Genomic DNA, 23876 nt, shown 5'->3' on the forward strand with positions numbered 1-23876 from the left:
CCCATGGTCCCACAGACCTGGGAAGGGGCGTCAGCGCGGTTGGTCACACCGGGCCGAGTGGGCGAGGATCGCCAGCTGGACCCTGTTGTCCAGACCGAGGCGGGTCAGCGCGCTCGAGAGATGGGCCTTCACGCTGGACGTCGACAGGTGCAGCCGCTCGGCGATCTCACCGTTGGACAACCCTTCCGCGACAGCGAGGGCGACGTCCCGCTCGCGCGCGGTCAGTGCCTCCAGGGCCTCCAGTGCGTCCCTGGAGCGGGTGCCGGGTTCGTCCGGCGCCGTCGCGCGGGCGATCAGGCTGCGTGTCACGGCAGGCGACAGGACGGGTTCGCCGTCGGCGACCTTGCGGATCGCCGCGACGATCTCCGTGGGTGGGGTGTCCTTCAGCAGGTAGCCCGCGGCCCCCGCGCGGAGCGCCTCCAGCACGGCTCGGTCGTGCCCGAAGGTGGTCAGCACGAGGACGGCCAGCCCGGGCGAGCGCAGGGAGCGGGTTGCCGCGATGCCGTCGAGCAGCGGCATCCGGATGTCCATCAGGACGACGTCGGGCGCGAGCCTGGCGACCGCGTCGGCAACCTGCGAGCCGTCCCCGACCTCGCCGACGACCTCGAGATCACCGGCGGCGAGCATGAGCCGCAGGCCGGAGCGCACGAGCGGGTCGTCGTCGGCCAGGAGGACACGGATCACGGCACCCACGGTATCCGGGCCTCCAGGCGGAACACGCCGTCCCGCAGTCCGTGCTCGAGCGTCCCGGTGCGGGCGCCGTCGCGATGGATCCGGACCCGTTCCGCAAGGCCGTGCAGACCCACGCGGGCACCGGCGAGCTCGCCCTCCGTGACCCCGACCGGTACGGGGTTGGTGACCGCGACGACGACGCACCCTTCGTCGGTCCTGACGCTCACCCTGACGCCCGCTCCCGGCGCGTGCTTGCGCGCGTTGGTCATGCCCTCCTGGACCACCCGGTAAACCGTCCGGCCGACGGCGTCCGGGATCCCGGCGACGTCGAGGGTCAGCTCGACGCGCTGCCCGCTCGCGGTGACCTCCTCGACCAGGTCCGCGACCTGGTCGAGGCCCGGCTGCGGTGGTGCGGTGGGTTCGTGGTCCGGTTCCGCCGCCCGCAGGACATGTAGCACGCCGCGGAGCTCCTCGAGGGCGACGTGGGCGTTGCGGCGGACGACACCGGCGGACTCCTGGAGCTCCTCCGGCGTCGGCGGGTCGGCCTTCCCGGCGGCGCTCTGCTCGGCCCGGAACTCCAGCGCGCCCGCGTGGACAGCCAGGAGCGAGATCCGGTGGGCGAGGACGTCGTGCATCTCGCGGGCCAGCCCGTCACGCTCGGCCTCCCGGGCCTTCTCGAGCCGCAGCTCGGACTCTCGGCGGACGGCGTCGGTCTGCTCGCGCAGGGCGAGCACCACCTGGCGCCGCGCACGCACAGCCAGCCCCGCGGCCACGGAGAGCGAGAGCGTCGCACCGATGAGGAGCATCCACACGAGCGGCAATCCGAGATACCCGGGGAAGTACTCCCACACGTACGGCGCACCGAGCAGCAGCGCGGCGGGCACCATGGGCACCGACCAGCGCCAGCCGCGGTGCACGGCCAGGTTGAAGAACGCCACCAGCACCGCGCCGGTCGCCGTGTTCGAGAACGCCGCGACGGCGACGGCCACGACGCCGAGGGCGACCGGGAACCGGCGCCTCCACCACAGCGCGAGGCAGAGCAGCGCGCCGGCGGAGAGGTCTGCCAGAAAGAGCCAGCGGGGCAGTGGCACCTCCGCGAGGAAGCTGTACCGCTCGCCCAGCCAGACCGCCACGGCGAGGAGGAAGAACGCGACGTCCACCGCCCAGTCCCGCCCGGTGCGGCGGCCCGGCGACCCGTTGACGACCGACGGGTCGGCGGCACGCGCCAGCTCGCCCGGGAGCATCCACGCGTCCAGCGGACGGTCCGTCGCCATGTGGACGAGAGTAGGGCTCCTTAAGTCTTCCGAGACCTGGCCGATCGGTCAGGATCCTGGCCGATCGGCCGTGGTGGCGGGTGGCCCGCACCCGCGAGCCTGGGACGCATGGGTGAGACAGCTCCAGCCGCCTTCGAGCTCGACGCGCTGACGAAGGACTTCTCGGGGACCCTCGCGGCCGATGCCGTGTCCGTGTCGGTGCCGGTCGGGTCACTCACCGGCCTGGTCGGCCCCAACGGCGCCGGGAAGACCACCTCCCTGTCGATGGCCGTCGGCCTGCTCCGGCCCGACTCGGGCACCGCGCGCGTCCACGGCATCGACGTCTGGGCCGGCCCCACCCGCGCGAAATCGCTGCTCGGTGTCCTTCCCGACGGACTGGCGCTGCCGGAGCGGCTCACCGCCGGTGAGCTCTTGCGGTACTGGGGCCTGCTGAGAGGGATGACCCCGGACGTCATCGCCTCCCGGACCGGCGAGCTGCTCCGCATCCTCGAGCTCGACGAGGCGGAGGCCAAGGGCGTCCGGGTCATCGAGTACTCCACGGGCATGCGGAAGAAGGTCGGGCTCGCGACCGCTCTCCTGCACGCGCCGAAGGTGCTCGTGCTCGACGAGCCGTTCGAGGCGGTGGACCCGGTGTCGGCGCGGGTGCTGCGCGCGATCCTGCGCCGGTTCGTCGCGGCCGGCGGGTCGATCGTCATCTCCTCCCACGTCATGTCGCTCGTGCAGGACCTCTGTGACCGGGTCGCGATCATCGCCCGGGGCCAGGTGGTCGCCGACGGCCCGCTGGCCGAGGTGCGCGGCGAGGACACCCTGGAGGATGTCTTCGTCCGGCTCGTCGGCGAGCGGACCATCGCGGAGGAGGAGCTGGCGTGGTTGGGCTCCTGATTCGTCTGCGGTTCGCGATCCAGTCACACACGCTGCCGTGGAAGCGGTTCCTGGGACTGACATTCGGGGTCGTCGGCGTCGTCCTGACCTGGGCGGCGGTCATCGCCTCCGAGCCGGCGGCCCGGCACGACGTCGCGGTCGTGGCGCTGACGATGTGGTTCGTGGGCTGGCTCGTCGGGCCCATCCTCACGTCGGGTGCCAGCGTGCTGAGGCCGGAGTACTTCACCCTGCTGCCGCTCGACGGCCGGCGGGTGGGACTCGGCCTGCTCGCCACCGTCTTCGTCGGGGTCGGCGGCGCCATCACGGTGCTCGGCCTGTCGGCCGTCGTGGCGTACGGCGTGATCAGTGCCGCCTGGTGGGCCGTCCTCGTGGCCGTGGTCGCGACGGTGTTGTTCACGGTGGCGACGGTCGGGCTGTCCCGCGCCGTCTACGCGCTGCTGGGCGCGGCGATGAAGTCGCGGCTCGGGGTCGAGCTGGCCGCCATCCAGTACGGGGCTCTGATTGCGTGCATGTTCGCCGGCTGGCTCGTCGTCGCTCCCGTGGTCACCGTCGTGCCGGTGTTCCTCTCCGGCGGGCTCGGCGGCGCCCCCGCCGCGGTGCTCGACCGGACACCGGCCGGCTGGGCCATCGGTTCCGTGGACGCCGCCGCCGCGGGCGACGCCCCGGGTGCCCTGGGACTGCTCGCTCTCCTCGCGCTGTTCGCGGCGGCCGCCGTCGTCGCCGCCGTCCATCTCCTCACCCCGGACGTCGACGGACGGGCCAGCAGGCGCCGGCTGCGACCGCCGACGGTCCGGGTCGCGCCGCGTCGACCCATCCTGCCTGCCACGCCGCTCGGGGCCGTCGTCGGGAAGGAGCTGCGGACCTGGTGGCGCGACCCCTGGCGCAGCCTCGAGGTTCGCTCGTCCATCTGGTTCGGGATCTTCATGGCGATATTCCTGACGATCGCCGGAGCGGGCGACTGGGCGGCGTGGGCCGCTGTCGCGGTCTGCCTGATGGTGGCGGCGAGCGGGGCGAACCTCTACGGGCAGGATGGCACCGCGCTGTGGCAGCTGGTGGTCGCGCAGTCCCCCGAGGCGATCCGGGCGGATGTCCGCGGCCGCCAGGTGGGGATCGTCGCCTCGATCGGACTGCCCGCCATCGCGCTCTGCGGGGCCATCACCGCCCTCACGGGCTCGTGGGACATGGCAGTGCTCGTGCTGACCGCGATCGTCGTGGTGCTCGGAGTCGGCAGCGGCATGTCCGCGCTGCTGTCCGTGCTGGCGGTGACTCCTGGTGTGGACCCCGCGCGACGCGCCAACCCCACTGACGCGGGCGAGAACAGCCTGGCGATCCAGGTCGCGATGTGGTTGACGATGACCATGGCCGTGCCGACGCTCCTGCCCCTGGCCCTCCACCTCTTCGGCGGCTGGGGCGCGGACGCCTGGTGGGCGCGGCCGGTACTGCTGCTGCTCGCTCTGCTCCACGGAGGAGTGGTCGCGTGGGCCCTGGGCGGGATCGCAACCCGCCGGCTCACCGCGCGGTTGCCCGAGACGTTCGCCCGCCTGCGCTTCCCGACGCTGCGGGTTGCGGGCGCGTCCGCCGGCGGCGGGCTGCTCGGCGCGTTCGAGCGGCAGACCGAGAAGGCCGCGCACGACGCCCGCAAGGCTGCCGAGGGCAAGCGGAAGGTCATCGAGGAAGTGACCGAGCCGACGTCGTCCTAGCTGGTGGGCCGGGCCAGCTCGGGCGGCGTCCAGCCGGAGAACCTAGCCATGCCGTCGAGCATGAGGCGGCTCGGAACTCTCCTGAGCGCGGCGTTGCGTACGGCCACCAGCAGCGGATCGCGGAGCTGTTCGCCGATCCGCGCGACGGCCCAGGCCGCGCGCAGCACCCCGGCTGTCCGGGGCTGCCGGGCGGCGTCGTAGGCGCTCAGCCCCTCGATGACGGACGCTGAGTCGGTGACCGCGGCGGCGAGAACCACACCGTCCTCGATCGCCTGGCAGCCGCCCTGGCCGACGTTCGGCGGCATGGCATGGGCGGCGTCCCCGACGAGGGCGACACGATCCCGCACGAGAGTCGGCAAGGGCTCGGGCAGCGCATGGAGGTCGAAGCGCTGGATCTGGTCCGGCGTCGTCGTCGCCAGCACGGCCGGGATCGGTTCGTGCCAGCCGCGGAAGGCTCGGCGGGCGGCCGCGAGATTGTCCGCGGGATCGTCGGTGCCCCGTCCGGGCGGTCCCACCGACGTCGCGTACCAGTACAGCCGCTCGTCCGCCATCGGGAGCACGCCGAACTCGCCGACCGGGCCCCACGTCTGCGTCATCCGGGTGACGCCTGGGTTCTCGGTGACCGCGAGCCAGGTGGTGGACCCGACGTAGCGCGGCGCCGGGGCGTCCGGGACGACGGCGGGGCGTAGCCGGCTCCAGGCACCGTCGGCGGCGACCACGAGATCCGCCTCCGTCCGGGTGCCGTCGTCGCGGACCACGGCGGCGGTGCGGTCGTCCGTTCCGGTCTCGACGGCGCAGACCGGGGTGGCGTACTCCACGGCGCGTCCGAGGCCGTCGAGCAGCGCGGCCTGCAACTCCGCACGGTGCAGGACCAGCGCGACGTCGCCGAGCCGGGACGCCATCTGCTCGGGATCGGCCTCGACGAGGTGCCGGCCCCGCGTGTCGCGCATCGCCGCTGGGTGCGCCGGGGAACCGAGGGCGCGTACGGCCTCCCCCACCCCGGCGGCGTCGAGCGCGCGCAGCGCGTTGGCGAGCAGGACGATGCCGGCGCCGGTGGTGCGTGGCTCGGGCGTACGCTCGAGGACGCGCACGTCCCAGCCGCACCGGCGCAGCGCCACCGCCGTGGTGAGGCCGCTGATGCCGGCTCCGACGACGATCGCGCTGCCCCTCATGGGACCACCTCGAACAGGGTGCGCCGCTCGGGCACGTCGACGGAGACGAGCTTGACGCGCACACGCTCGCCGACCGGCAGGTTCTCACCCTCCACCCGGCCTTGGACGGCAGCCGACCCGACGGCGACGGTGCCGCGCTGCACCCCGTCGCGCTCGCCGTCGTCCGTCTCCAGGATGACGCCGTCGAAGACCTCGCCGACGTGCCGCTCGAGGACCAGCGCCTCGAGGGCGTCCACGGCGCCGCGCTCGAAGGCGTTGGCGCGCCTGGTCGTCCTCGCCATGGTGCGGGGCAGCCCCGGCAGGGCGTCGAGGACCCAGGCCGGGACCTCGGTGCCCGCGCAGTGCGCCCGGCAGACCTCGAGGGCGTAGCGGTCCACGAGGCGGCGCAGCGGTGCGGTGACGTGCGCGTAGTGCGCGGCGATGGCGGCGTGCCGGGTGTTCGGCTCCTGCTCACCGGCGTCGCTCCGCTCGCCGACGCCGAGAGCGAGGTAGCCGGCGCCGCGAAAGAGCAGCGTCGCCTCGTCGAGGAAGGCCGCGTGCGACGGGACGGCGGAATCGAGCGTTCGGAGCAGCTCGCTGTACGTGGTCTCCTCGGGCCAGTCGATGCCCAGCGCCTTCGCGGTGCGGCGGAGCCTGGCGACATCACGCGGGTCGGCAGGAGGCAGGGTGCGCAGCACGCCGACCCCGGCCTCAAGCATCATCTCGGCGGCGGCCATTCCGGTGAGCAGCGAGATCTGGGCGTTCCAGCCCTCGGCCGGGAGGGTCGCCCGGTGCGTGAGGGTGAACCCGTGGTCGTTCTCCTCGACGCGCTGCTCAGGGATGTCGAGGGAGACACCGCCGCGGGCACGCTCGATCTTCTGCCGCAGCTCACCGACCGTGCGCAGCAGCATCGGCATGTGCTCGGGCACTCCGACGGGCAGGGCGCCGCCGTCGTCGTGGGCCGCCTGGACCTGCTCGTAGGTCAGCTGCGCGCGGGAGCGGACCATGGCGTGCTCGACGCGGGCCCGCACCAGCTGGCCGGCCCTGTCCAGGCGGAGCTGCCACAGGTACGCGGGGCGGTCCTGGTCGGGCAGCAGGCTGGCGGCACCGGCGCTGAGGGCCGGCGGGTGGAGAGGGAACGCTCCGGCCGGCCCGTACACGGTCACGCCACGCTCGTGGACCTCCCGATCCAGGGCCCCGCCGGGGGTGACGAACGTCGCGAGCGAGGCGATGGCGTACCGGACGAGGTAGCCCTCGCCGTCGGGCTGGATGTGCAGCGCCTGGTCCAGGTCGTGCGAGCCCGACGGGTCGATCGTGACGAAGGGGACGTCGGTGGCGTCCAGCTCGGGGACCGGGCTCGGGGGCGCATCCGCCGCGGCCTCCGCCTCGGCAGTCACCTCCGGAGGAAAGCCCGGGTCGATCTCCAGCTCCGCGCGGAGCCGCTCGAGCGCCACCGCCACCCGCTCCGGGGCAGCGACGTGCAGTGCGAGGTGGCGGGCGGGCACGGTCAGCTCTCCTCCTCGTTGCGCTGGCTCCCGGCGGCGGGCCGGCCGATGCGGTGCTCGCGGCTCGACAGGGACACCCGGTCCACGAGCAGGGCGACCGCCGCGCCGAGGAGGCCGCCGAAGAACCCGAGGCCCAGGAAGATCAGCCAGAACAGGTCGTTCCGGCTCAGTCCGCTGGACCCGGGCATACCGGAGAGCACGAGCGACGCGAGCGCACCGAGCAGGATCCCGACGAGGATGAACCGGCCGTATCGCGGCGCACGGCGCATCCTGCGGCGGTCCAGGGCCTTCGCGACCGGGACCTCCTCGGGCTCCGCCTTGGACTCAGGCTGTGTCACGCTGCGAACCTACCTTGATCAGGGGCAGCACCGGGCTGAGGTCGGCCCGGGCGCCGGAGGCGGACACGCCGCCGGAGGCGACGGCGTCGTCCCACGTGAGGCGGCCGGTCGCCAGGGCGAGCCAGGTGCTCTCGTCGGTCTCGACGACATTGGGTGGTGTGCCGCGTGTGTGCCGGGGGCCGTCGATGGCCTGCACCGCTCCGGCCGGCGGCACGCGCACCTCCACCGACCTGCCCGGCGAGCTCACGGCCAGCTCCTCGAGGGTGAAGCGGACGGCCTTGCGCACCGTCCGCGTGTCCGGCTCCGTCCGGGTCCGGGCGCCGTCGAACGCGCGCACCCACTCGGACAGGGCGCGCATGCCCTCGCTCTGGTCGATCCGTCGGCGCACACCTGAACGGTAACCGCTGGGGCGAGCGAGGACATGCGCGAGGCCGGACCCGGCGGGCCCGACCTCGCGGCTGGCGTTCTGTGTCAGGAGGTGCGCTCAGCCGGACGCCGACGGGCGGACACCATGGTCAGGATCCCGAGCAGGACCAGTGCGGCGGAAACGGCGCCCAGCATCGTCGTCCCCGCGCCGGTCTCGGGGAGGGTCTCGAGCGACCCGTCGTCCGTCGTCGGCCCCTGGCCCGGCGTCAGCCCGCCGTCGTCGAGCACCTCGAGCTCCAGCGGGACGGTTTGCATGCTGTCCTCGTTGGCGCCGAAGACGAGCTCGAAGGTGACGGCGTCGCCCACCTCGTAGGCTTCCAGGTCCGGCATGGTGAAGCTGATGGTCGCCCGACCGGTGTCGTCCAGGTCCGGGACCACGCTGTTGTCGATCGGGAACTCGCCGATCTGAGTACCGTCCATCAGCACGGTGACCGCCTCGGGCTTGGGCTCGTCGTTGGTGAACGAGAGCGAGGCCAGCTCGATCACGACCTCCTCGCCACCGGACGTGGCCGTCGGGTCGCTGACGAAGCTCACTCCGATCGAGCGCTGCGTGTACTCCGGTGCCACGGCCCCGGCCCCGGCCTCGACCTCGGCGAAGTAGTCCACCAAGAACTGGAGGTCGGTGGTCCCCGTGTCCAGGTAGTTCACGCCCTCGGTGAAGGTAGTGAAGTTGTCGCCACCCGCCAGGAGGAAGTTGTTGCCGGCCACCGTGTAGGTCGCATCGGGGTCGATCGGCTCGCCGTCGACCAGCACCTGGGTGATGTGGCTCCCGGCCTGGGCGCTCGGGTCGTAGTAGTAGGTCACGTTGCTGGACAGTCCCAGGCGCAGGAGCGGCCGGTCAGCGCCCTCCGGCTGCCACTGCTCCTCGAGCACCTGGATCAACTGGCCGCCGGTCAGGTCTACGGTCGCGATGGTGTTCCCGAAGGGCTGGACGTCGTAGGCCTCCTTGTACGTGACCTCACCCGCCGAGAAGTCGTTGCGGACGCCACCCGAGTTCATCACGCCGATGTCCGCGCCGGAGATCTGGTTGGCGCTCCACAGCGCCACGTCACCGAGGAAGTTCCCGATGGTGGACTCCACGCCGCGGTTCTCGCCTCCGGCGCCGCGGAGCAGGTCCTCGGAGGCCTCTCCGATGACCGCCTGGCCCGCAATGTCGGCCTGGGCGACGGCCGCTTCCACCAGGGCCGCGACCTCCGGGTCTGGGTCGTAGCCGCCGGCCGCGAGATCGATGTTCCCGGCGTCGCCGAACTCGACGGAGTCGTCCGCCGGGTCGTAGGTGAAGGCCAGGTGAGCGAGGTGGGATCCGAAGTAGCCGGGTTGGATCGTGACGACAGGGTTGCCCTCGATGCCGGTGATCGTGTCATCGACTGTGGTGTGGGTGTGGCCTCCGACCAGCGCGTCGACGTTGGCGTTGAGACCCGCCGCGACTCGAGTCGGCTCCGCGTGGGCGAGCGCGATGACGACATCGGCCTCACCGTTGTCGGGGTCGCCGTCGCTGAGGGCGTCGGCGGCCCGGTTGATCGACGGCGCCTCGTCCTCCCAGTTGATCCCGGCGATGCCCTTAGGGTTGACGAGGCTCGGCATCTCGGTGGTGACGGCTCCGACGAAGCCGACATCCACGCCGTTCGGCGAGGTCCAGACGTCGTACGGGCTCAGATCGTCGTCCGCCCCGTACTCGGCCAGGGGCGTACCTCCGGCATTGGCAGCAAGATGGCTGAACTCTGCGAGGTCACTCACGCGGCCAGCGAGGTCGTCGTACCCCTGGTCGAACTCGTGGTTCCCGGCGGCCGAGGTGAACAGGTCCATCTCGTTGAGGATCTCGATCGTGGGCACGTCGTCCTGCACGCCGGAGACGTAGGCTGAGCCCCCGATGTTGTCACCGACGGACACGAAGACGGTGTCCTCGTTCGCGTCGCGGAAGGAGTTGACAGCGCCTGCCAACAGGGCTGCACCGGGCTCTTCGATCGTCCCGTCGTCCTCGTCGGTTGTCGTCTCGATGTGTCCGTGGAGATCGGTGACGGCCAGCACGTCGACGGAGACAGAGCCGTCCGCCTCGACGCTCATCGGGGTCGTGGTCACGGTGTCCGCCGCCGCGGGCAGGGCGGTCAGACCGACGGCGCAGAGGGACAGGGCACCGAGCGTGGCAGCCGGGCGCACGGGGGCTGCGCGGCGGCGCGCGCGTGCGGATCGCATCAGGGAGACCTCGGAGGATGGGGAGCGGGGTTCGCTCGGATGCTAACGGCCCGGACGGGGCCCGGATCACGGTTCCGGTGCTCCATGGTCAAAGTTCACGGAGCGTTCACTCGACCGCTCGGCTGGCCGAGGTGCTAGACCAGGGTGGTGACCTCTCCCGCGCCCACCGACCCGGTGTCCGAGCGCGCCCGGTGGCGCGCCTTCGCGGTCTGCCTGGGCGCAGGATTCATGACGCTCCTCGACGTCTCCATCGCCAACGTCGCGCTGCCATCCATCGAGGACTCGCTCGACGCGGACCCGAGCGAGCTGCAGTGGATCATCGCCGGCTACAGCCTCGCGTTCGGTCTCATGCTCGTCCCGGCCGGGCGGTTCGGTGACGTGCTCGGCCGGCGCGGGGTGTTCGTCACCGGCCTCGTCGGCTTCGTCGTGTTCTCCGCGGCGTGCGGGCTCGCACCCTCCGCCGAGGCGCTGGCGGTGCTGCGGCTGCTGCAGGGACTGAGCGCCGGGATCCTCAACCCGCAGGTCGTCGGGCTGATCCAGGAGCTGTTCCGGGGGTCGGAGCGCGGTCGTGCGTTCGGATACTTCGGAGCGACCGTCGGGATCGCGACCGCCACCGGTCCGCTGCTCGGGGGCGTTCTCATCGCGATGTTCGGCCAGGACGAGGGCTGGCGCGCCGTCTTTCTCGTCAACGTCCCGATCGGTCTGGCGCTGGTCCCGCTCGCGTTGCGCTACATCCCGGCGGCACGACCTGCGCGGCGCCGGGCCTCGCTCGACGTCGACATCGTCGGTCTGGCGCTCGTGGGAGCAGCGGTCGTGTGCGTGATGCTGCCGTTCGTCGTGGCAGCCGAGGGGCAGGGCACCGGCTCGCCCTGGTGGCTGGTGGGCATCGGTGCCGCCCTGTTCGGCGCCTTCGTCCTGTGGGAGCGGCGGGTCGAACGGACGGGCCGCTCGCCGGTGGTGACGTCGTCCCTGGCGCGAACCCGTTCGTTCTCGTTCGGCATCGTGGTGGGCACCGCCTACTTCGGTGGCTTCACCGGAGTCTTCCTGCTCGGCACGCTCTACCTCCAGCAGGGCCTCGGGCTCACCGCGCTCCAGGCAGGGCTGACGCTGACGCCTTTCGCGCTGCTCGGTGCGCTCTCGGCCTCGCGCAGCGGACGCCTGGTCCAGCGCTTCGGCCGCTGGACGGTCGTCGGTGGCATCGTCGTGATGTGCCTCGGGATCATCGGTGTGGACCTCGTCGTCGCCTCCATCGACGGCCCGGGTGCCGCGGTGGCCATGGCCGCCTTCCTGGGCCTCGCCGGGCTCGGGAACGGCATCGTCATCTCGCCGAACCAGACGCTGACCCTCGCCGAGGTGCCGGTAGAACGGGGTGGATCGGCCGGTGGCGTGCTGCAGACCGCACAGCGGATCGGCGCGTCCATCGGCGTCGCGATCATCGCGTCCGTGTTCTTCGCGGGCCTCGGTGACAGCTCTGGCGCCGCCAACGGGTACGGGCCCGCGATGAGCCAGGGCCTGATCGTGACGTTGGCGCTGCTGGGCGTGGCCCTTGTCGCCGCGCTGACCGACGCGCTGCGCCGGCGTCGGCTGGCCCCGGCCGGCTGAGGTCAGACGCCGCCGAGCCGGTCCTCGACGCGGCGGACCTTCTCGGTCAGCTGACCGGTGTGGCCCGGCCGGATGTCGGCCTTGATCACCAGGCTCACTCGCGGGCTGACCGCGGTCACCGCCTCCGTGGCGCGCTTGATCACCCCGAAGACCTCGTCCCAGTCCTCGCCCTCGATCGTGGTGAACATCGCCGTCGTCTCGTTCGGCAAACCGGACTCGCGAACGATCCGGACGGCCTCGGCGACGGCGGCGCTCACCGACCCGTCGGGAGTGTCCGGGGTGGTCGGGGCGACGGAGAAGGCGACCAGCATGCGCTCAGAGTAGGGCGCCGACGGCGGACCGAGCCGCGGCGACACGGCCGGCATCCGTCGTCGTGAAGGTGTCGTCCCCGCCACCGGGGCCCGTCGGACCGGCAGTCGTCGCGGCGGAGGCGCTGAGGTGGACCGCGGTGGCGCCGGCGTCGCGCAGGGCGGGGACATGGTCGGCACGTACCCCTCCTGCGGCGATGATCTCCAGCCGACCCACCGCAGCCTCCGCGACTGCCTCGATCACCTGGACGCCCTCGAGGGCGCGAGGGACCCCGCCCGAGGTGAGCAGGCCAGAGACCCCGCAGGCGAGAAGATCGTCGACGAGGCGTGCCGGGTCGAGCCGGCCGGCACCGAGGAGCACGTCGACGCACCGGTGAACGACCACCGGGAGCCCTTCGGTCGCGCGGGTCAACAGCTTGAGCGTGCGACCGTCCAACCCGTCCTCCGCCAACGCTCCCATCACGACTCCGGATGCCCCCGCGTCGATCAGCGTCTCGACGTCGCGCACCATCGCCGAGACCTCGGTCGCGGTGTACCGGAAGCCGCCCGCGCGCGGCCGAACCAGTACACGGACCGGGATCTCCAAGGACGCCGCGAGCTCGGTCTGTCCGACGCTGGGGGTGAGCCCGCCGAGCGGCAGAGCCTGACAGAGCTCGATCCGATCGGCCCCGGATGCTCGGGCGACTCGCGCGCCTTCGACGTCACCTACCGCGATCTCGAGAAGCATCTCGGTCATGGTCCCACGCGTGGGACTCACGGCCCCCATGCGACGTAGTCGTCGAGGCTGTGGACGAGCTCGTACCTGACGCTCTGCGCCTTCTCGCTGCTGAGCTTCCAGTCGCCGTCCCGCCAGACGAGGTCCGCGGTGACCGCTACCAGGTGCGGCGGGCCGTCCTCCTCACCGGCCTCGACCACGATGGCGATGCTGGCGCTGTCCTCGTCTGCCTCTCGGACGGCGTACCCGGCGATCACCGGGTCGTAGGGGCCGACGTCGACCGTTCGGACCCGGTCGAGCATCTCCTCGCGACGAGGTCCGTCGGCCACCGCGTACTCGGCGAACGCTTCCACCAGGTCCGGGTTCACCGCCTGGGCCAGGCCGTTGGCGAGGAACAGCAGCGCGCCGCCCGTGCTGTGCTGGTAGCAGTAGCGGTAGCCCGCCTCGGCGGTGGCGGCAGGCCCGGCCTGCTCGGAGGCCGGGTAGCCCAGATGGGAATCCTCGACCCAGTCGACATCGAGGGCAGCGGGATCGACGTCCGGCTTCACCGACAGACCGCACACGCTCGCGTCCGCAGCCTCGCTGGTGGGTGCTGCGCCGCTGGGTGACTCGCTGCTGGGTGACTCGCCGCTGGGTGACTCGGAGGTGGGTTGGTCATCGCCACCTGACGTGGGCTCATCGTCGGAGGTGCACGCGCCGAGCATCAGACCGAGCGCCGCCACGGCGCCGAGCAGGAGACGGCGGCGCGGTGCGGGAGGTGTGGTGGTCGACATGGGGTGCTCCTCGTCCCTGGCGCCGGGTCAGGCGAAATGGCGCGGCAACGTACCCGCCGAGACCTCGCGCAGCTCGCTCACCGGAAGGTCGACCGCGGCCCCGCCCGGCAGGCCGAGGCGCAGCTCGTCGCCGCCGGTGGTGCCGATTCGCAGGGCCGGCACGCCGCGGGCGGCACACAGCTCCTCGAGCACGGGCTCCTGCCCGGTGGCGACGGCGACCAGGGCCCGGGCACCGGACTCGGAGAACAGGGCCGTCGCGGCGTCGATGCCGTCACGCTCGAGCACGCCGATCAGGTCGATCTCGGCGCCCACCCCGAACCGGGTGACGGCGTCGATCAGGGCCTGCGACAGGCCGCCGGCGGAGAGGTCGTGCGCGGCGTGCGCGGTCCCGCCGGCAGCACCGGTCAGGACCTCGGCGAGTGCCCGCTCGGCCTCGAGGTCCACGCGCGGCGGTACGCCCCCGAGGTGAGAGTGGACGACGTCGGACCAGACAGACCCGTCCAGCTCCTCCGCGGTCGTCCCCAGCAGGTAGACCGCTCGGCCGGTCTCGGTCCAGCCCGACGGCGTGGCCCTGGCGACGTCGTCGAGGACGCCCAGTACGCCGACGACCGGCGTCGGGTTGATGGAGGAGTCGATCCGGCCCGGCTCGCCGGTGCCGTTGTAGAGGGAGACGTTGCCCCCGGTCACGGGGATCGCGAGCTCCTGGCAGGCGTCCGCGAGGCCGGTGATGGCCTCGACGAGCTGCCACATGGCGTCCGGGTCCTCGGGCGAGCCGAAGTTCAGGCAGTCGGTGACGGCGAGCGGGCGGGCGCCGACCGTGGCAACGTTGCGGTACGCCTCGGCGAGCGCCTGCGCCGCACCCGTGCGCGGGTCGAGCTTGGTGAAGCGGCCGTTGGCGTCGGTGGCGACGGCGACCCCGAGCCCGGTGGCCTCGTCGACTCGCACCACGCCGGCGTCATCGGGCTGGGAGAGGGCGGTGTTGCCCTGGACGTACCGGTCGTACTGGTCCGTGACCCATGCCGCCGATGCCAGGTTCGGCGAGCCCGCGAGCGCGAGGATCTGGTCGCGCAGCGCGGCGGCGTCGCTCGGGCGGGCCAGCGCGGCTGCCGTGTCGGCGGCGAGCCGGTCCTGCCAGGCCGGACGGGCGTACGGGCGGTCGTAGACCGGCCCCTCGTGGGCGACGGTCTTGGGGTCGACGTCGACGATGCGGTGACCGTGGTGGTCGATGGTGAGCCTGCCGTCCCCGGTGACCTCACCGATGACGGCGGTCTCGACGTCCCACTTGCCGGTGACGGCGAGGAACTCGTCGAGCTTGTCGGGCGCGACGACGGCCATCATCCGCTCCTGCGACTCGCTCATGAGGATCTCGCCGGCGTTGAGGGACGGGTCGCGCAGCAGCACGTTCTCGAGGTCGACGTGCATGCCGGAGTCGCCGTTGGAGGCCAGCTCGGAGGTGGCGCACGAGATGCCGGCGGCGCCGAGGTCCTGGATGCCCTCGACGACGTGCGCGGCGTACAGCTCGAGGCAGCACTCGATGAGGACCTTCTCCATGAAGGGGTCGCCGACCTGGACGCTGGGCCGCTTGGTGGGCATCCCGTCCTCGAAGGTCTCCGACGCGAGGATGGAGGCACCACCGATGCCGTCGCCACCGGTACGGGCGCCGAACAGGACCACCTTGTTGCCGGCGCCGGAGGCGTTGGCCAGGTGGATGTCCTCGTGCCGCAGCACGCCGACGCACAGGGCGTTGACGAGTGGGTTGCCCTGGTAGGAGGCGTCGAACTCGGTCTCACCGCCGATGTTGGGCAGACCCAGGCAGTTGCCGTAGCCGCCGACGCCGGCGACGACGCCGTGCACCACGCGCGCGGTGTCGGGGTGGTCGACGGCGCCGAAGCGCAGCTGGTCCATGACCGCCACGGGCCGGGCGCCCATGGAGATGATGTCGCGAACGATGCCCCCGACGCCGGTGGCGGCGCCCTGGTACGGCTCCACGAAGCTCGGGTGGTTGTGCGACTCGACCTTGAAGGTCACGGCCCAGCCGTCGCCGATGTCGACGACGCCCGCGTTCTGCCCGATGCCGACCAGGAGGTGCTCGCGCATCGCGTCGGTGGTCTTGTCCCCGAACTGGCTCAGGTGCACCTTCGAGGACTTGTACGAGCAGTGCTCGGACCACATCACCGAGTACATGGCCAGCTCGGCAGCGGTGGGGCGGCGGCCGAGGAGGGCGACGATGCGGTCGTACTCGTCGCGCTTGAGGCCCAGCCCGGCGTACGGGAGAACTTCGTCCGGGGAGGCGGCGGCCCGCTCGACGGTGTCGGGTGCGGAGGCGGCGGTCTGGGTGGCCGGGTGGTCAGCGGGAGCGGTCACCGGTTGATTCTACCGGGGGCAGCACCCGTTTCCGGGGCGTGCGCCCGGGGGCTGGGCGATGATGAGGTGTGCTGCCCGAGATCACGGAGCCCGTCGACCTGTGCCTGCCCTCGGGTGCGCTCAACCCGGCGGCGGTGGGTTGGTCCCGCACGCCGCTGCACCGCGCCAACCTGCGGCTCAGCGGGCCCGCGGACCGCGCCGCGGGCGGCAGAGCGCTCGGCGACGCCCTGGGTCGAGCGGCCATGTGGAGCCGGACGAAGCGGTGGGAGTACTGGTGCGCCATCACCCCGACGCACGTGGTCAGCGTCACGGTCTCGTCATTGAACTACGCGGGCGTCCACCAGGTGTGGGTGCTCGACCGTGCCACCGACGAGGAGATCGACTGCTCGGTCACGACACCGCTCGGCGCGGACGTGCGGATGCCGGCCACCGTGGGTGGCGGACCCGTGCGTGCCCGTGCGGGCCGCCTCGCGATCGCCGTGGACCCGACGGGTTCCGGGCCCCGGCCAGGTGCCCGCCTACGGGTGGTCACGCCGCGCATCCGGCTCGACCTGCGCATCGACGTCCCGGCGGGGCACGAGTCCCTGGGCGTCGTCGTGCCGTGGAGCGACCGCCAGTTCCAGTACACGGTCAAGGACGTCGCGCTGCCGGTCTCCGGGACGTTGTGGGTCGACGACCGGGAGGTGCTGATCGACGCCGGTGCACCGTCCTGGGCGGTGATGGATGTCGGCCGCGGCCGCTGGCCGTACTCGGTGATGTGGAACTGGGCCACCGGCTCGGGCGTCGTCGACGGCGTCGTGACGGGTCTGCAGCTCGGCGGCAGGTGGACGGACGGCACCGGCTCCACCGAGAACGCGTTGATCCTCGACGGTCGGTTGCACTACGTGGGCGAGGACCTGTCGTGGGCATACGACGAGATCGACTACACCGCCCCGTGGTTCATCACCGGCCCGAGGGTCGACGTCCGGCTCGAACCCTGGGCGGAACGCTCGTCCGCCATCCGGCTCGGGATCATCTCCTCGGTGCAGCACCAAGTGTTCGGCACGTGGTCCGGCTGGGTGGTCGACGACGACGGCGAGCGCCGCAGCGTCGACGGCCTCGTCGGGTTCGCGGAGGACGTCGCGAACCGCTGGTGAGCCCCGCCGTCAGGTCGCCGGCGGCTCGCTCCCGGCTCGCTGGGTGCCGGCGTGCAGCACCTTCTCGTTCACCGGCTCCTGCCCGGACGCCCGGCGACGACGCAGGTAGGCACGCGCCTCCTCCTGCCGCTCCTGCTCGATCCCGGTGGCGATGGTGGCGCGCAGGTGCTCCGGCGAGTAGCCGAACGCGTCGACGAGGTCGCGGGCGTGCGGACGCAGCCGCGTGAGCAGGCGGTCGACGTAACTGGTGACCGTCTTGGCCCGCTGCGCCGAGATCCGCCCGTTCATCAGGTACCAGGCGAGGTTCTTCTCGACGAGCGTGAGCCCGTACAGGTCACGCAGCGTGGTGAGCACCTCCCGCGTGGCGGAGTCGCGCACGGTCGGCAACGCGGCGGTGAACGCCTCCCACTGCAGCAGCTCGGCGTGCGCACGGGCGGCCTCGATGAGTTCGTGCTGGTGCGCGTTGAACAGGGCGGCCGCCTCGGCAGGCGGCGCCTTGCGTACCGACCGCAACGCGAGCGCGATCTCCTCGATCATGGCCTCGACGCGGTCCTCGAGCAGCTCGCGCTGGGTGTCCGCCTCCCTGAGCTGACCGGCCGAGCGGGCACGCGAGCCGCTGTCGCGGATCGACTGGGCGGTGCGGCGCAGCGGCGTGCGGTGCAGGGTCATGTCGGCGGCGCGCTCGGCGACCCAGCGGACGGCGCCGGCGATGTCGACCTGCGCCATCTCCTTGCCGTAGTCGGTGAGCAGGCGCTTGCCGACCAGCTGGAGCAGGACGTTGTTGTCCCCCTCGAAGGTGACGTAGACGTCCATGTCCTGCCACAGTCCGGTCAGCCGGTTCTCCGCGATGTAGCCGGCGCCGCCGCAGGCCTCACGGGCCTCCTGGAGCGACTCGAGGGCGAGCCAGGTGGTGACCGGCTTGGCCGCCGCGGCGAGCGTCTCGAGATCCTGGCGGTCCTCGTCGCTGTCGTGCTCGCCGACGAAGACACCGTGGAAACGCTCGAGGAGCTCGGACTGGGCGAAGGTCGCCGCGTAGGTGCGAGCCAGCAGCGGCAGCAGGCGACGCTGGTGCTGCTGGTAGTCCATCAGCACCTCCTCGCGGTGCTCGTCGGCGGCGGTGAACTGGCGCCGCTCGGTGCCGTAGCGCACCGCGATGGCGAGCGCCATCTTCGACGTCGCGACGGCGGCGCCCGAGAGCGAGACCCGGCCCTGCACCAGCGTGCTGAGCATGGTGAAGAACCGCCGGCCCGGGCTGGCGATCGGCGAGGAGTACGTCCCGTCCGGTGCGACGTCGCCGTAACGGTTGAGCAGGTTGGTCCGCGGGACGCGCACGCCGTCGAACCAGAGCCGACCGTTGTCGACGCCGTTGAGGCCGCCCTTGTGGCCGTCGTCCTCACCGGCGACACCGGGGAGGAACTCGAGCGAGCCGTCATCGGTCCGCCGGCGCAGCGGCACGTAGAAGGCGTGCACGCCGTGGTTGACGTCCTTGCTGATCAGCTGGGCGAAGACGACGGCGGCGATGCCGTGGTCCGCGGCGTTGCCGATGTATTCCTTGCGGGCGGCCGTCACCGGGGTGTCGATGACGAACTCCTCGGTGCCCGGGTCGTAGGTGGCCGTGGTGCCGAGGGAGGCGACGTCGGATCCGTGGCCGATCTCCGTCATCGCGAAGCAGCCCGGCACGGTCATGTCCATGATGCCGGGGAGGAAGCGGCGATGGTGCTCCTCGGTGCCCAGGTGCGTGACCGCGGAGCCGAAGAGGCCCCACTGGACGCCCGCCTTGATCTGCAGCGACGGGTCGGAGACCACGAGCTCCTCGAAACCGGCGAGGTTGCCACCCGGGTCGCCGCCGCCGCCGACGGAGGTCGGGAAGCCGCGGTGCACCTCGCCCTGCGCGGCGAGGAGGTGTAGCTGGTGGAGGGCGCGCTCGCGATGGTCGGCGGTGGGCAGACCCTCGATCTTGCGCATGTCAGGGTCGAGGGCGAGGTCGCGCGCCGAGCGGCGCAGGTTCCACCAGCGGCCGTCGAGCAGGCGGCCCAGGGCGGCGACGTCGATGCCCTCCTCCGCGCGGGAGGGCGTGCCGGCCGATGCGGCCGTCCCGCCTCGGGTGCCGGCGCTGCGGCTGCCGGCGGTGGGAGCTGTCGTCATCGGGATCTCCGGTCCTCTCTGAGGGTGGTGGCGTTGCGAGACCGGCGCAGGACGCCCACGGCGCCGTCCCAGAGCCAGCCGGACAGGTGTGCTGCCAGGGCGTCGCGGTCGACGTCGGCGGCGGGTCCGCCGTCGTCCTCGGTGTCGAGCCGGTCCCCGAGCCACAGGTCGACGGCGCCGCGCACCAGGCCGACCACGCCGGCGGCCCACAGTCGGGCAGCCACGAGCGTGTCGTCGTCGACCTCGTGGCGAGCCGGGGGCGCGGGGTCGTCGAGGTCACCGAGCAGGGCGGGCAGCAGCGAGTCGACGACGAGGTCGCAGACCTGGGCGACGAATCCGCGCAGCTCGCCGGCGGTGGCCTCGGGCCGGGTGACGAAGGCGTAGACGTGTGGCGACGCGTCCACCATCTCGAGGTAGACGCCAACCATGGCCGCGATGCGTTCCCGCGGCCCGCCGGCGGCCGCCGCGGCCTCCTCCAGCACCTCGCGCATCCGGGCCAGCACGGCCTGGCCGACGGCGACCTGGAGCCCGGTCTTGTCGGTGAAGTAGCGGTACAGGATCGGCTTGGACGTGCCGACGTGCGCGGCGATCTCGTCCATGGAGACGTCCGGGCCCAGCTCGTGCACGGCATGGCGGGCGGCGCGCACGAGCTCGGCACGGCGGGCGGCGCGGTGGTCCGCCCAGCGGGCGGCACGGCCGTCGACCGGCGGCAGGTCGGTGATCGGTATCACGCTACTGACGGTATCAGGTACTGTCGGTACCGATAGCACGTTCGCTCCCGACAGAGAGACGAGGACGACGACGTGGCCACAGCGCCCTCAACCCCCAGGACCGGTCGGGCCGCCATCATCGGCGCCAACCGGATCCCCTTCGCCAAGGCCGGCAGCGCGTACGCCGCCGCCACCAACAAGGACATGCTGACCGCCGCCCTCGAGGGCCTCGTCGCCCGTTTCGGCCTCGCCGGCGAGCGCCTGGACGAGGTCGCCGCGGGTGCCGTCCTCAAGCACTCGCGGGACTTCAACCTCACCCGGGAGGTCGTCCTGGGTTCCGCCCTCGACGCCCGCACCCCCGCCTACGACGTCCAGCGCGCGTGCGGCACCGGCCTCGAGGCCATCATCGGCGTCGCCAACAAGATCGCGCTCGACCAGGCCGAGGTCGGCGTAGGCGGCGGTGTCGACTCCACCTCCGACGCCCCGATCGTCGTCTCCGACCGCCTCCGTGCCGCGCTGCTGAAGGCCTCGCGAGCCAAGACCCTCCCGGACCGCCTCAAGGCCTTCACCGGCCTGCGTCCCGCAGACCTCGCGCCCGTCGCGCCCGACGTCGCGGAGCCGCGCACCGGGCTCAGCATGGGTGAGCACCAGGCGCTCACCACCACCCGGTGGGGCATCTCCCGAGAGAGCCAGGACGAGCTGGCGCTGACGTCCCACCAGCGGCTCGCGGCGGCCTACGAGCGCGGCTTCTTCGAGGACCTGGTCACCCCGTACCGCAGATTGACGCGGGACGAGTCGCTGCGCGCGGACACCTCGATGGAGAAGCTCGGCAAGCTCAAGCCCGTCTTCGGCAAGGGCGCGGACGCACCCGCGACGATGACCGCCGGGAACTCCACGCCGCTGTCCGACGGCGCCTCCACCGTCCTGCTGAGCTCCGACGCCTGGGCGTCCGAGCGAGGACTGCCGGTCCTCGCGCACGTGGTGGACGCTCAGGTGGCCTCGACAGACTTCGTGGGCGGCGGCGAGGGCCTGCTCATGGGCGGTGCGTACGCCATCCCGACCCTCCTAGCCCGCAACGAGATGTCCCTGGCCGACTTCGACCTGGTCGAGATCCACGAGGCGTTCGCCGCCACGGTGCTGACCACGCTGGCGGCGCTGGAGGACGAGGAGTTCTGCCGGACCAGGCTCGGGCTGGACGCCCCGGTCGGCTCGGTGGACCGGGAGCGACTCAACGTCACCGGCTCCTCCCTGGCGGCCGGGCACCCGTTCGCCGCCACCGGTGGCCGGATCGTCGGCACGCTCGCCAAGCTCCTGCACGAGCGCGGCGAGTCCGAGGTCCGCACGGGCCAGCAGGCACGCGGCCTGATCTCCGTCTGCGCCGCCGGCGGCCAGGCCGTCACGATGATCCTGGAGGCCGCGTGATGACCGACACTTATCTCGAGCTCGTGAACACGGGCGCGCCCGCGAAGCTCGCCAAGAAGCTGGGGCTGCCCAAGCCGGTACGGCTGCGCCGCACCGATCCGGCGTCGGTCGACACCCCGCTGACGACCGGGCCGGTCCTCGTCCTCTCCGACGCCGCCTCCACCACCGAGGCGGACGCGGTCGCCGGCGACCTGCTCGGCTGGGACCTCGACGTCCGCCGCGACACCCGCCTCGGCGAGCACGACCGCTGGGGCGCCGTCATCGTGGTGCTCACCGGCCTCGGCCACCCGAACGACCTCTCCGAGCCCGCGCTCGCGCTCGGGTCCGTGCTGCGCCGCCTGGCCAAGGGTGCGCGGGTGGTCACCATCTCCCGCACGGTCGACCGGGCCGAGCCGGCCGTGGCCGCGGCCCGCAACGGCGTGGACGGCTTCCTGCGCTCCGTCGCCAAGGAGCTGCGCGCCGGCGCGACGGGCAACGGCCTCGTCCTCGCCGACGGCGTGGGCGTCTCCGCGCCGTCGGTCCGCGGGGGGCTGCGGTACCTGCTCTCGGCCCGCTCCGCGTTCGTCGACGGCCAGCTCATCACGGTCGGCACCGACGGCGGCAGCGAGCCGGCCGACTGGAGCCGGCCGCTGGTCGGCAGCGTCGCCGTCGTCACCGGTGCCGCACGCGGCATCGGTGCCGAGGTCGCGCGGGTCATGGCTCGCGACGGCGCGCGGGTCGTGGGCGTCGACGTGCCGGCCGCCGGTGAGTCGCTCAGCGCCGTGATGAACGATGTGGGCGGCACCGCGCTGCAGCTCGACGTCACTCGCGACGACGCCGCCCAACGCATTCTCGACGTCGTCCGGGCCCGCTACGGACACCTCGACATCGTCGTGCACAATGCCGGCATCCTGCGGGACAAGCTGCTCGCCAACATGACGCCGGACAAGTTCGAGGGCCTGCTCGCCGTGAACATCGCTGCGCCGCTGCGCATGAACGAGACGTTCGCCGCGCCGGGAGCGCTCGGCGGAGACGGCGCCGCTCCGCGCATCGTCTCGCTCGCCTCCACGTCCGGCATCGCGGGCAACCGGGGTCAGACGAACTACGCCACGGCCAAGGCCGGGATCATCGGGATGACGCGCGCGCTCGCCGGGCAGGTGGCTGACGCGGGCGGTACCGCGAACGCCGTCGCCCCGGGGTTCATCGAGACGGATATGACGGCCTCCATCCCGCCCGTGCCGCGGCAGATCGCCCGCTGGGGCAGCTCGTTGCAGCAGGGCGGGCACCCGGTCGACGTGGCCGAGGCGATCGCGTTCCTCGCCTCCCCGCAGGCGGGCGGCATCAACGGGCAGACCCTGCGGGTGTGCGGCCAGATGATGGTGGGGCAGTGATGACGCACCGACGTCCGGGCCACGGTCCGCCGGCCGGCTATCGCGAAGAGCTGCTGCCGACGATGCCGTCGCTGGGCAAGCTCTACGCCACGGCGATGGCCCGGACCGGCCGCCTCGTGCTCGCCAAGCCCGTCGCTCACGACTTGCCGAAGGTGGCGCTGCGGGTCGACGGCGTGCGGGCGGACGCCGCCGGCCTCTCGGACTACCAGCACCTCGTCGGCGAGCCGGGCACGGACGAGCTGCCGGCCGGGTACGTGCACGTCCTGGCGTTCCCGCTGGCGATGGCGGTCATGGTGCGGGAGGACTTCCCGCTACCGGTCCTCGGCATGGTCCACGTGGCCAACCGGGTCGAGCAGCACCACCGGCTGGACCTGGACGAGACGGTGACCGTGCGGGCCTGGGCGCAGGAAGCCCGGGAGCACGCGCGCGGGGTCACCGTGGACCTGGTCACCGAGGTGACCTACGACGGCACACTCGCGTGGCGGGGCGCCTCGACCTACCTGGCGAAGGGCCGGCCGCCGAAGGGGCTGCCCCTGAGGCCGGCGACCGAGCGTCCGGAGCGTGCAGACAGGGCAGAGCGCCCGCAGCCACCGTCGGAGCCGACGGCGGTCTGGCGCCTGTCCGGAGTCGCCGCCCGCTACGCCGAGGTCTCCGGCGACCGCAACCCGATCCACGTCTCACGGCTCGGGGCTCGGCTCTTCGGGTTCAAGCGGCCGATCGCGCACGGGATGTACACCGCGTCCCGCGCGCTGGCGGGGACGCCGGCAGCGCTGCGCCGTCGTCCGTTCGTCTGGACGGTGGACTTCGCCAAGCCGGTGCTGCTGCCGGCCACGGTCGAGTACGCGTGCGACCCGAGCGGCCAGCACGCCGTGTGGAGCCGACGGTCCAAGTCCGTCCACCTGACCGGGCGGGTCGAGGCGCTCTAGCCACCGGCGGCGCCCGGCCGCCCGGCCGGTCGAACCGCACGTGGTCGCAGCCATCACCACGGTGGCCGGGTTCGCCGGTGTCGTGAGGAAGTTGTGCACGGGTCGCGGTCGCTACCTGGGGATAACGCCTCGGCCGCATGACCAGCGGCGTTGGGTACCGCGTCAGCGCTTGTTCACCATCAGGTCAGGTTATCCACCGCGGCTGTCCACACGCTTGTGCACATACACACATTGGCGCCGATGCCCCTGTGGACGCCACCCGGG

20 protein-coding genes are annotated in these 23876 nt (G+C 72.5%); 7 read left to right on the forward strand and 13 right to left on the reverse strand.

What is annotated here, in order from left to right; translation table 11 throughout:
* Nucleotides 1-30: 30 nt before the first annotated feature.
* The gene (locus ABD907_RS04620; protein WP_345215289.1) at nt 31-684 is read right to left on the reverse strand and encodes a response regulator; all 654 of its coding nucleotides are present in this window, start codon (nt 682-684) and stop codon (nt 31-33) included.
* On the reverse strand, nt 681-1946 hold the full coding sequence (locus ABD907_RS04625; protein WP_345215290.1) for a sensor histidine kinase: 1266 nt from the start codon (nt 1944-1946) through the stop codon (nt 681-683). Before ABD907_RS04625 ends, ABD907_RS04620 begins: the two co-directional genes overlap by 4 nt.
* A gap of 108 nt (nt 1947-2054) precedes the next feature.
* On the opposite strand from ABD907_RS04625, the gene ABD907_RS04630 reads away from it, so the two are divergent.
* Both ABD907_RS04630 and ABD907_RS04635 read left to right on the forward strand, forming a co-directional pair.
* Entirely contained in the window at nt 2055-2828 is a 774-nt protein-coding gene (locus ABD907_RS04630; protein WP_345215291.1) for an ABC transporter ATP-binding protein, read from the forward strand.
* Nucleotides 2813-4528, forward strand: a complete 1716-nt coding sequence (locus ABD907_RS04635; protein ID WP_345215292.1) for a hypothetical protein — start codon at nt 2813-2815, stop codon at nt 4526-4528. The genes ABD907_RS04630 and ABD907_RS04635 overlap by 16 nt, the downstream gene beginning before the upstream one ends.
* Here ABD907_RS04635 and ABD907_RS04640 read toward each other — a convergent pair.
* The 5 genes from ABD907_RS04640 to ABD907_RS04660 form a co-directional block, all read right to left on the reverse strand.
* A complete protein-coding gene (locus ABD907_RS04640) occupies nt 4525-5700 on the reverse strand; it encodes an FAD-dependent oxidoreductase (RefSeq protein WP_345215293.1) in 1176 nt (391 codons plus the stop codon). The two genes, ABD907_RS04635 and ABD907_RS04640, sit on opposite strands and share 4 nt — an antisense overlap.
* Nucleotides 5697-7184: an RNB domain-containing ribonuclease gene (locus tag ABD907_RS04645; RefSeq protein WP_345215294.1), complete on the reverse strand. Its 1488-nt coding sequence runs from the start codon at nt 7182-7184 to the stop codon at nt 5697-5699. The genes ABD907_RS04640 and ABD907_RS04645 overlap by 4 nt, the downstream gene beginning before the upstream one ends.
* A gap of 2 nt (nt 7185-7186) precedes the next feature.
* A complete protein-coding gene (locus tag ABD907_RS04650; protein WP_345215295.1) occupies nt 7187-7522 on the reverse strand; it encodes a hypothetical protein in 336 nt (111 codons plus the stop codon).
* Entirely contained in the window at nt 7509-7880 is a 372-nt protein-coding gene (locus ABD907_RS04655; protein WP_345215441.1) for a sterol carrier family protein, read from the reverse strand. Before ABD907_RS04655 ends, ABD907_RS04650 begins: the two co-directional genes overlap by 14 nt.
* Before the next feature lie 113 nt (nt 7881-7993).
* Nucleotides 7994-10141: a bifunctional metallophosphatase/5'-nucleotidase gene (locus ABD907_RS04660; RefSeq protein WP_345215296.1), complete on the reverse strand. Its 2148-nt coding sequence runs from the start codon at nt 10139-10141 to the stop codon at nt 7994-7996.
* Between the two features lie 228 nt (nt 10142-10369).
* Here ABD907_RS04660 and ABD907_RS04665 point away from each other — a divergent pair, with 228 nt between their 5' ends.
* The gene (locus tag ABD907_RS04665) at nt 10370-11743 is read left to right on the forward strand and encodes an MFS transporter (protein ID WP_486334055.1); all 1374 of its coding nucleotides are present in this window, start codon (nt 10370-10372) and stop codon (nt 11741-11743) included.
* Nucleotides 11744-11745: 2 nt separating this feature from the next.
* Here ABD907_RS04665 and ABD907_RS04670 read toward each other — a convergent pair whose 3' ends face one another.
* From ABD907_RS04670 to purL, 4 genes are read right to left on the reverse strand one after another with little or no spacing between them, the layout of a single operon-like run.
* Nucleotides 11746-12054 carry a thiamine-binding protein gene (locus tag ABD907_RS04670; RefSeq protein WP_345215298.1) on the reverse strand — a complete coding sequence of 103 codons (309 nt, stop codon included), beginning with the start codon at nt 12052-12054 and terminating at the stop codon, nt 11746-11748.
* 4 nt (nt 12055-12058) lie between these two features.
* A complete protein-coding gene (locus tag ABD907_RS04675) occupies nt 12059-12787 on the reverse strand; it encodes a copper homeostasis protein CutC (RefSeq protein WP_345215299.1) in 729 nt (242 codons plus the stop codon).
* A gap of 17 nt (nt 12788-12804) precedes the next feature.
* Complete coding sequence (locus tag ABD907_RS04680; RefSeq protein ID WP_345215300.1) at nt 12805-13539, reverse strand: DUF8175 domain-containg protein; 735 nt, start codon at nt 13537-13539, stop codon at nt 12805-12807.
* 27 nt (nt 13540-13566) lie between these two features.
* Nucleotides 13567-15903, reverse strand: coding sequence for a phosphoribosylformylglycinamidine synthase subunit PurL (gene purL / locus ABD907_RS04685; RefSeq protein ID WP_345215301.1), 2337 nt, complete (start codon nt 15901-15903; stop codon nt 13567-13569).
* Nucleotides 15904-15971: 68 nt separating this feature from the next.
* Here purL and ABD907_RS04690 point away from each other — a divergent pair, with 68 nt between their 5' ends.
* Complete coding sequence (locus ABD907_RS04690) at nt 15972-17039, forward strand: DUF2804 domain-containing protein (RefSeq protein WP_345215302.1); 1068 nt, start codon at nt 15972-15974, stop codon at nt 17037-17039.
* Nucleotides 17040-17048: 9 nt separating this feature from the next.
* Here ABD907_RS04690 and ABD907_RS04695 read toward each other — a convergent pair whose 3' ends face one another.
* Together ABD907_RS04695 and ABD907_RS04700 are read right to left on the reverse strand one after the other, a co-directional pair.
* Entirely contained in the window at nt 17049-19184 is a 2136-nt protein-coding gene (locus ABD907_RS04695) for an acyl-CoA dehydrogenase family protein (protein ID WP_345215303.1), read from the reverse strand.
* Nucleotides 19181-19915 carry a TetR/AcrR family transcriptional regulator gene (locus tag ABD907_RS04700; RefSeq protein ID WP_345215304.1) on the reverse strand — a complete coding sequence of 245 codons (735 nt, stop codon included), beginning with the start codon at nt 19913-19915 and terminating at the stop codon, nt 19181-19183. Before ABD907_RS04700 ends, ABD907_RS04695 begins: the two co-directional genes overlap by 4 nt.
* 72 nt (nt 19916-19987) lie before the next feature.
* Between ABD907_RS04700 and ABD907_RS04705 the strand changes: the two genes are divergently transcribed.
* Genes ABD907_RS04705 through ABD907_RS04715 form a run of 3 tightly spaced genes read left to right on the forward strand, consistent with a single transcriptional unit; the run spans nt 19988 to nt 23612 of the window.
* Nucleotides 19988-21316, forward strand: a complete 1329-nt coding sequence (locus ABD907_RS04705; protein ID WP_345215305.1) for an acetyl-CoA C-acetyltransferase — start codon at nt 19988-19990, stop codon at nt 21314-21316.
* Nucleotides 21316-22686: a 3-oxoacyl-ACP reductase gene (locus tag ABD907_RS04710; RefSeq protein ID WP_345215306.1), complete on the forward strand. Its 1371-nt coding sequence runs from the start codon at nt 21316-21318 to the stop codon at nt 22684-22686. Before ABD907_RS04705 ends, ABD907_RS04710 begins: the two co-directional genes overlap by 1 nt.
* Complete coding sequence (locus ABD907_RS04715) at nt 22686-23612, forward strand: MaoC/PaaZ C-terminal domain-containing protein (RefSeq protein ID WP_345215307.1); 927 nt, start codon at nt 22686-22688, stop codon at nt 23610-23612. Before ABD907_RS04710 ends, ABD907_RS04715 begins: the two co-directional genes overlap by 1 nt.
* Nucleotides 23613-23876 lie beyond the last annotated feature (264 nt).

Source organism: Georgenia halophila, assembly GCF_039541595.1.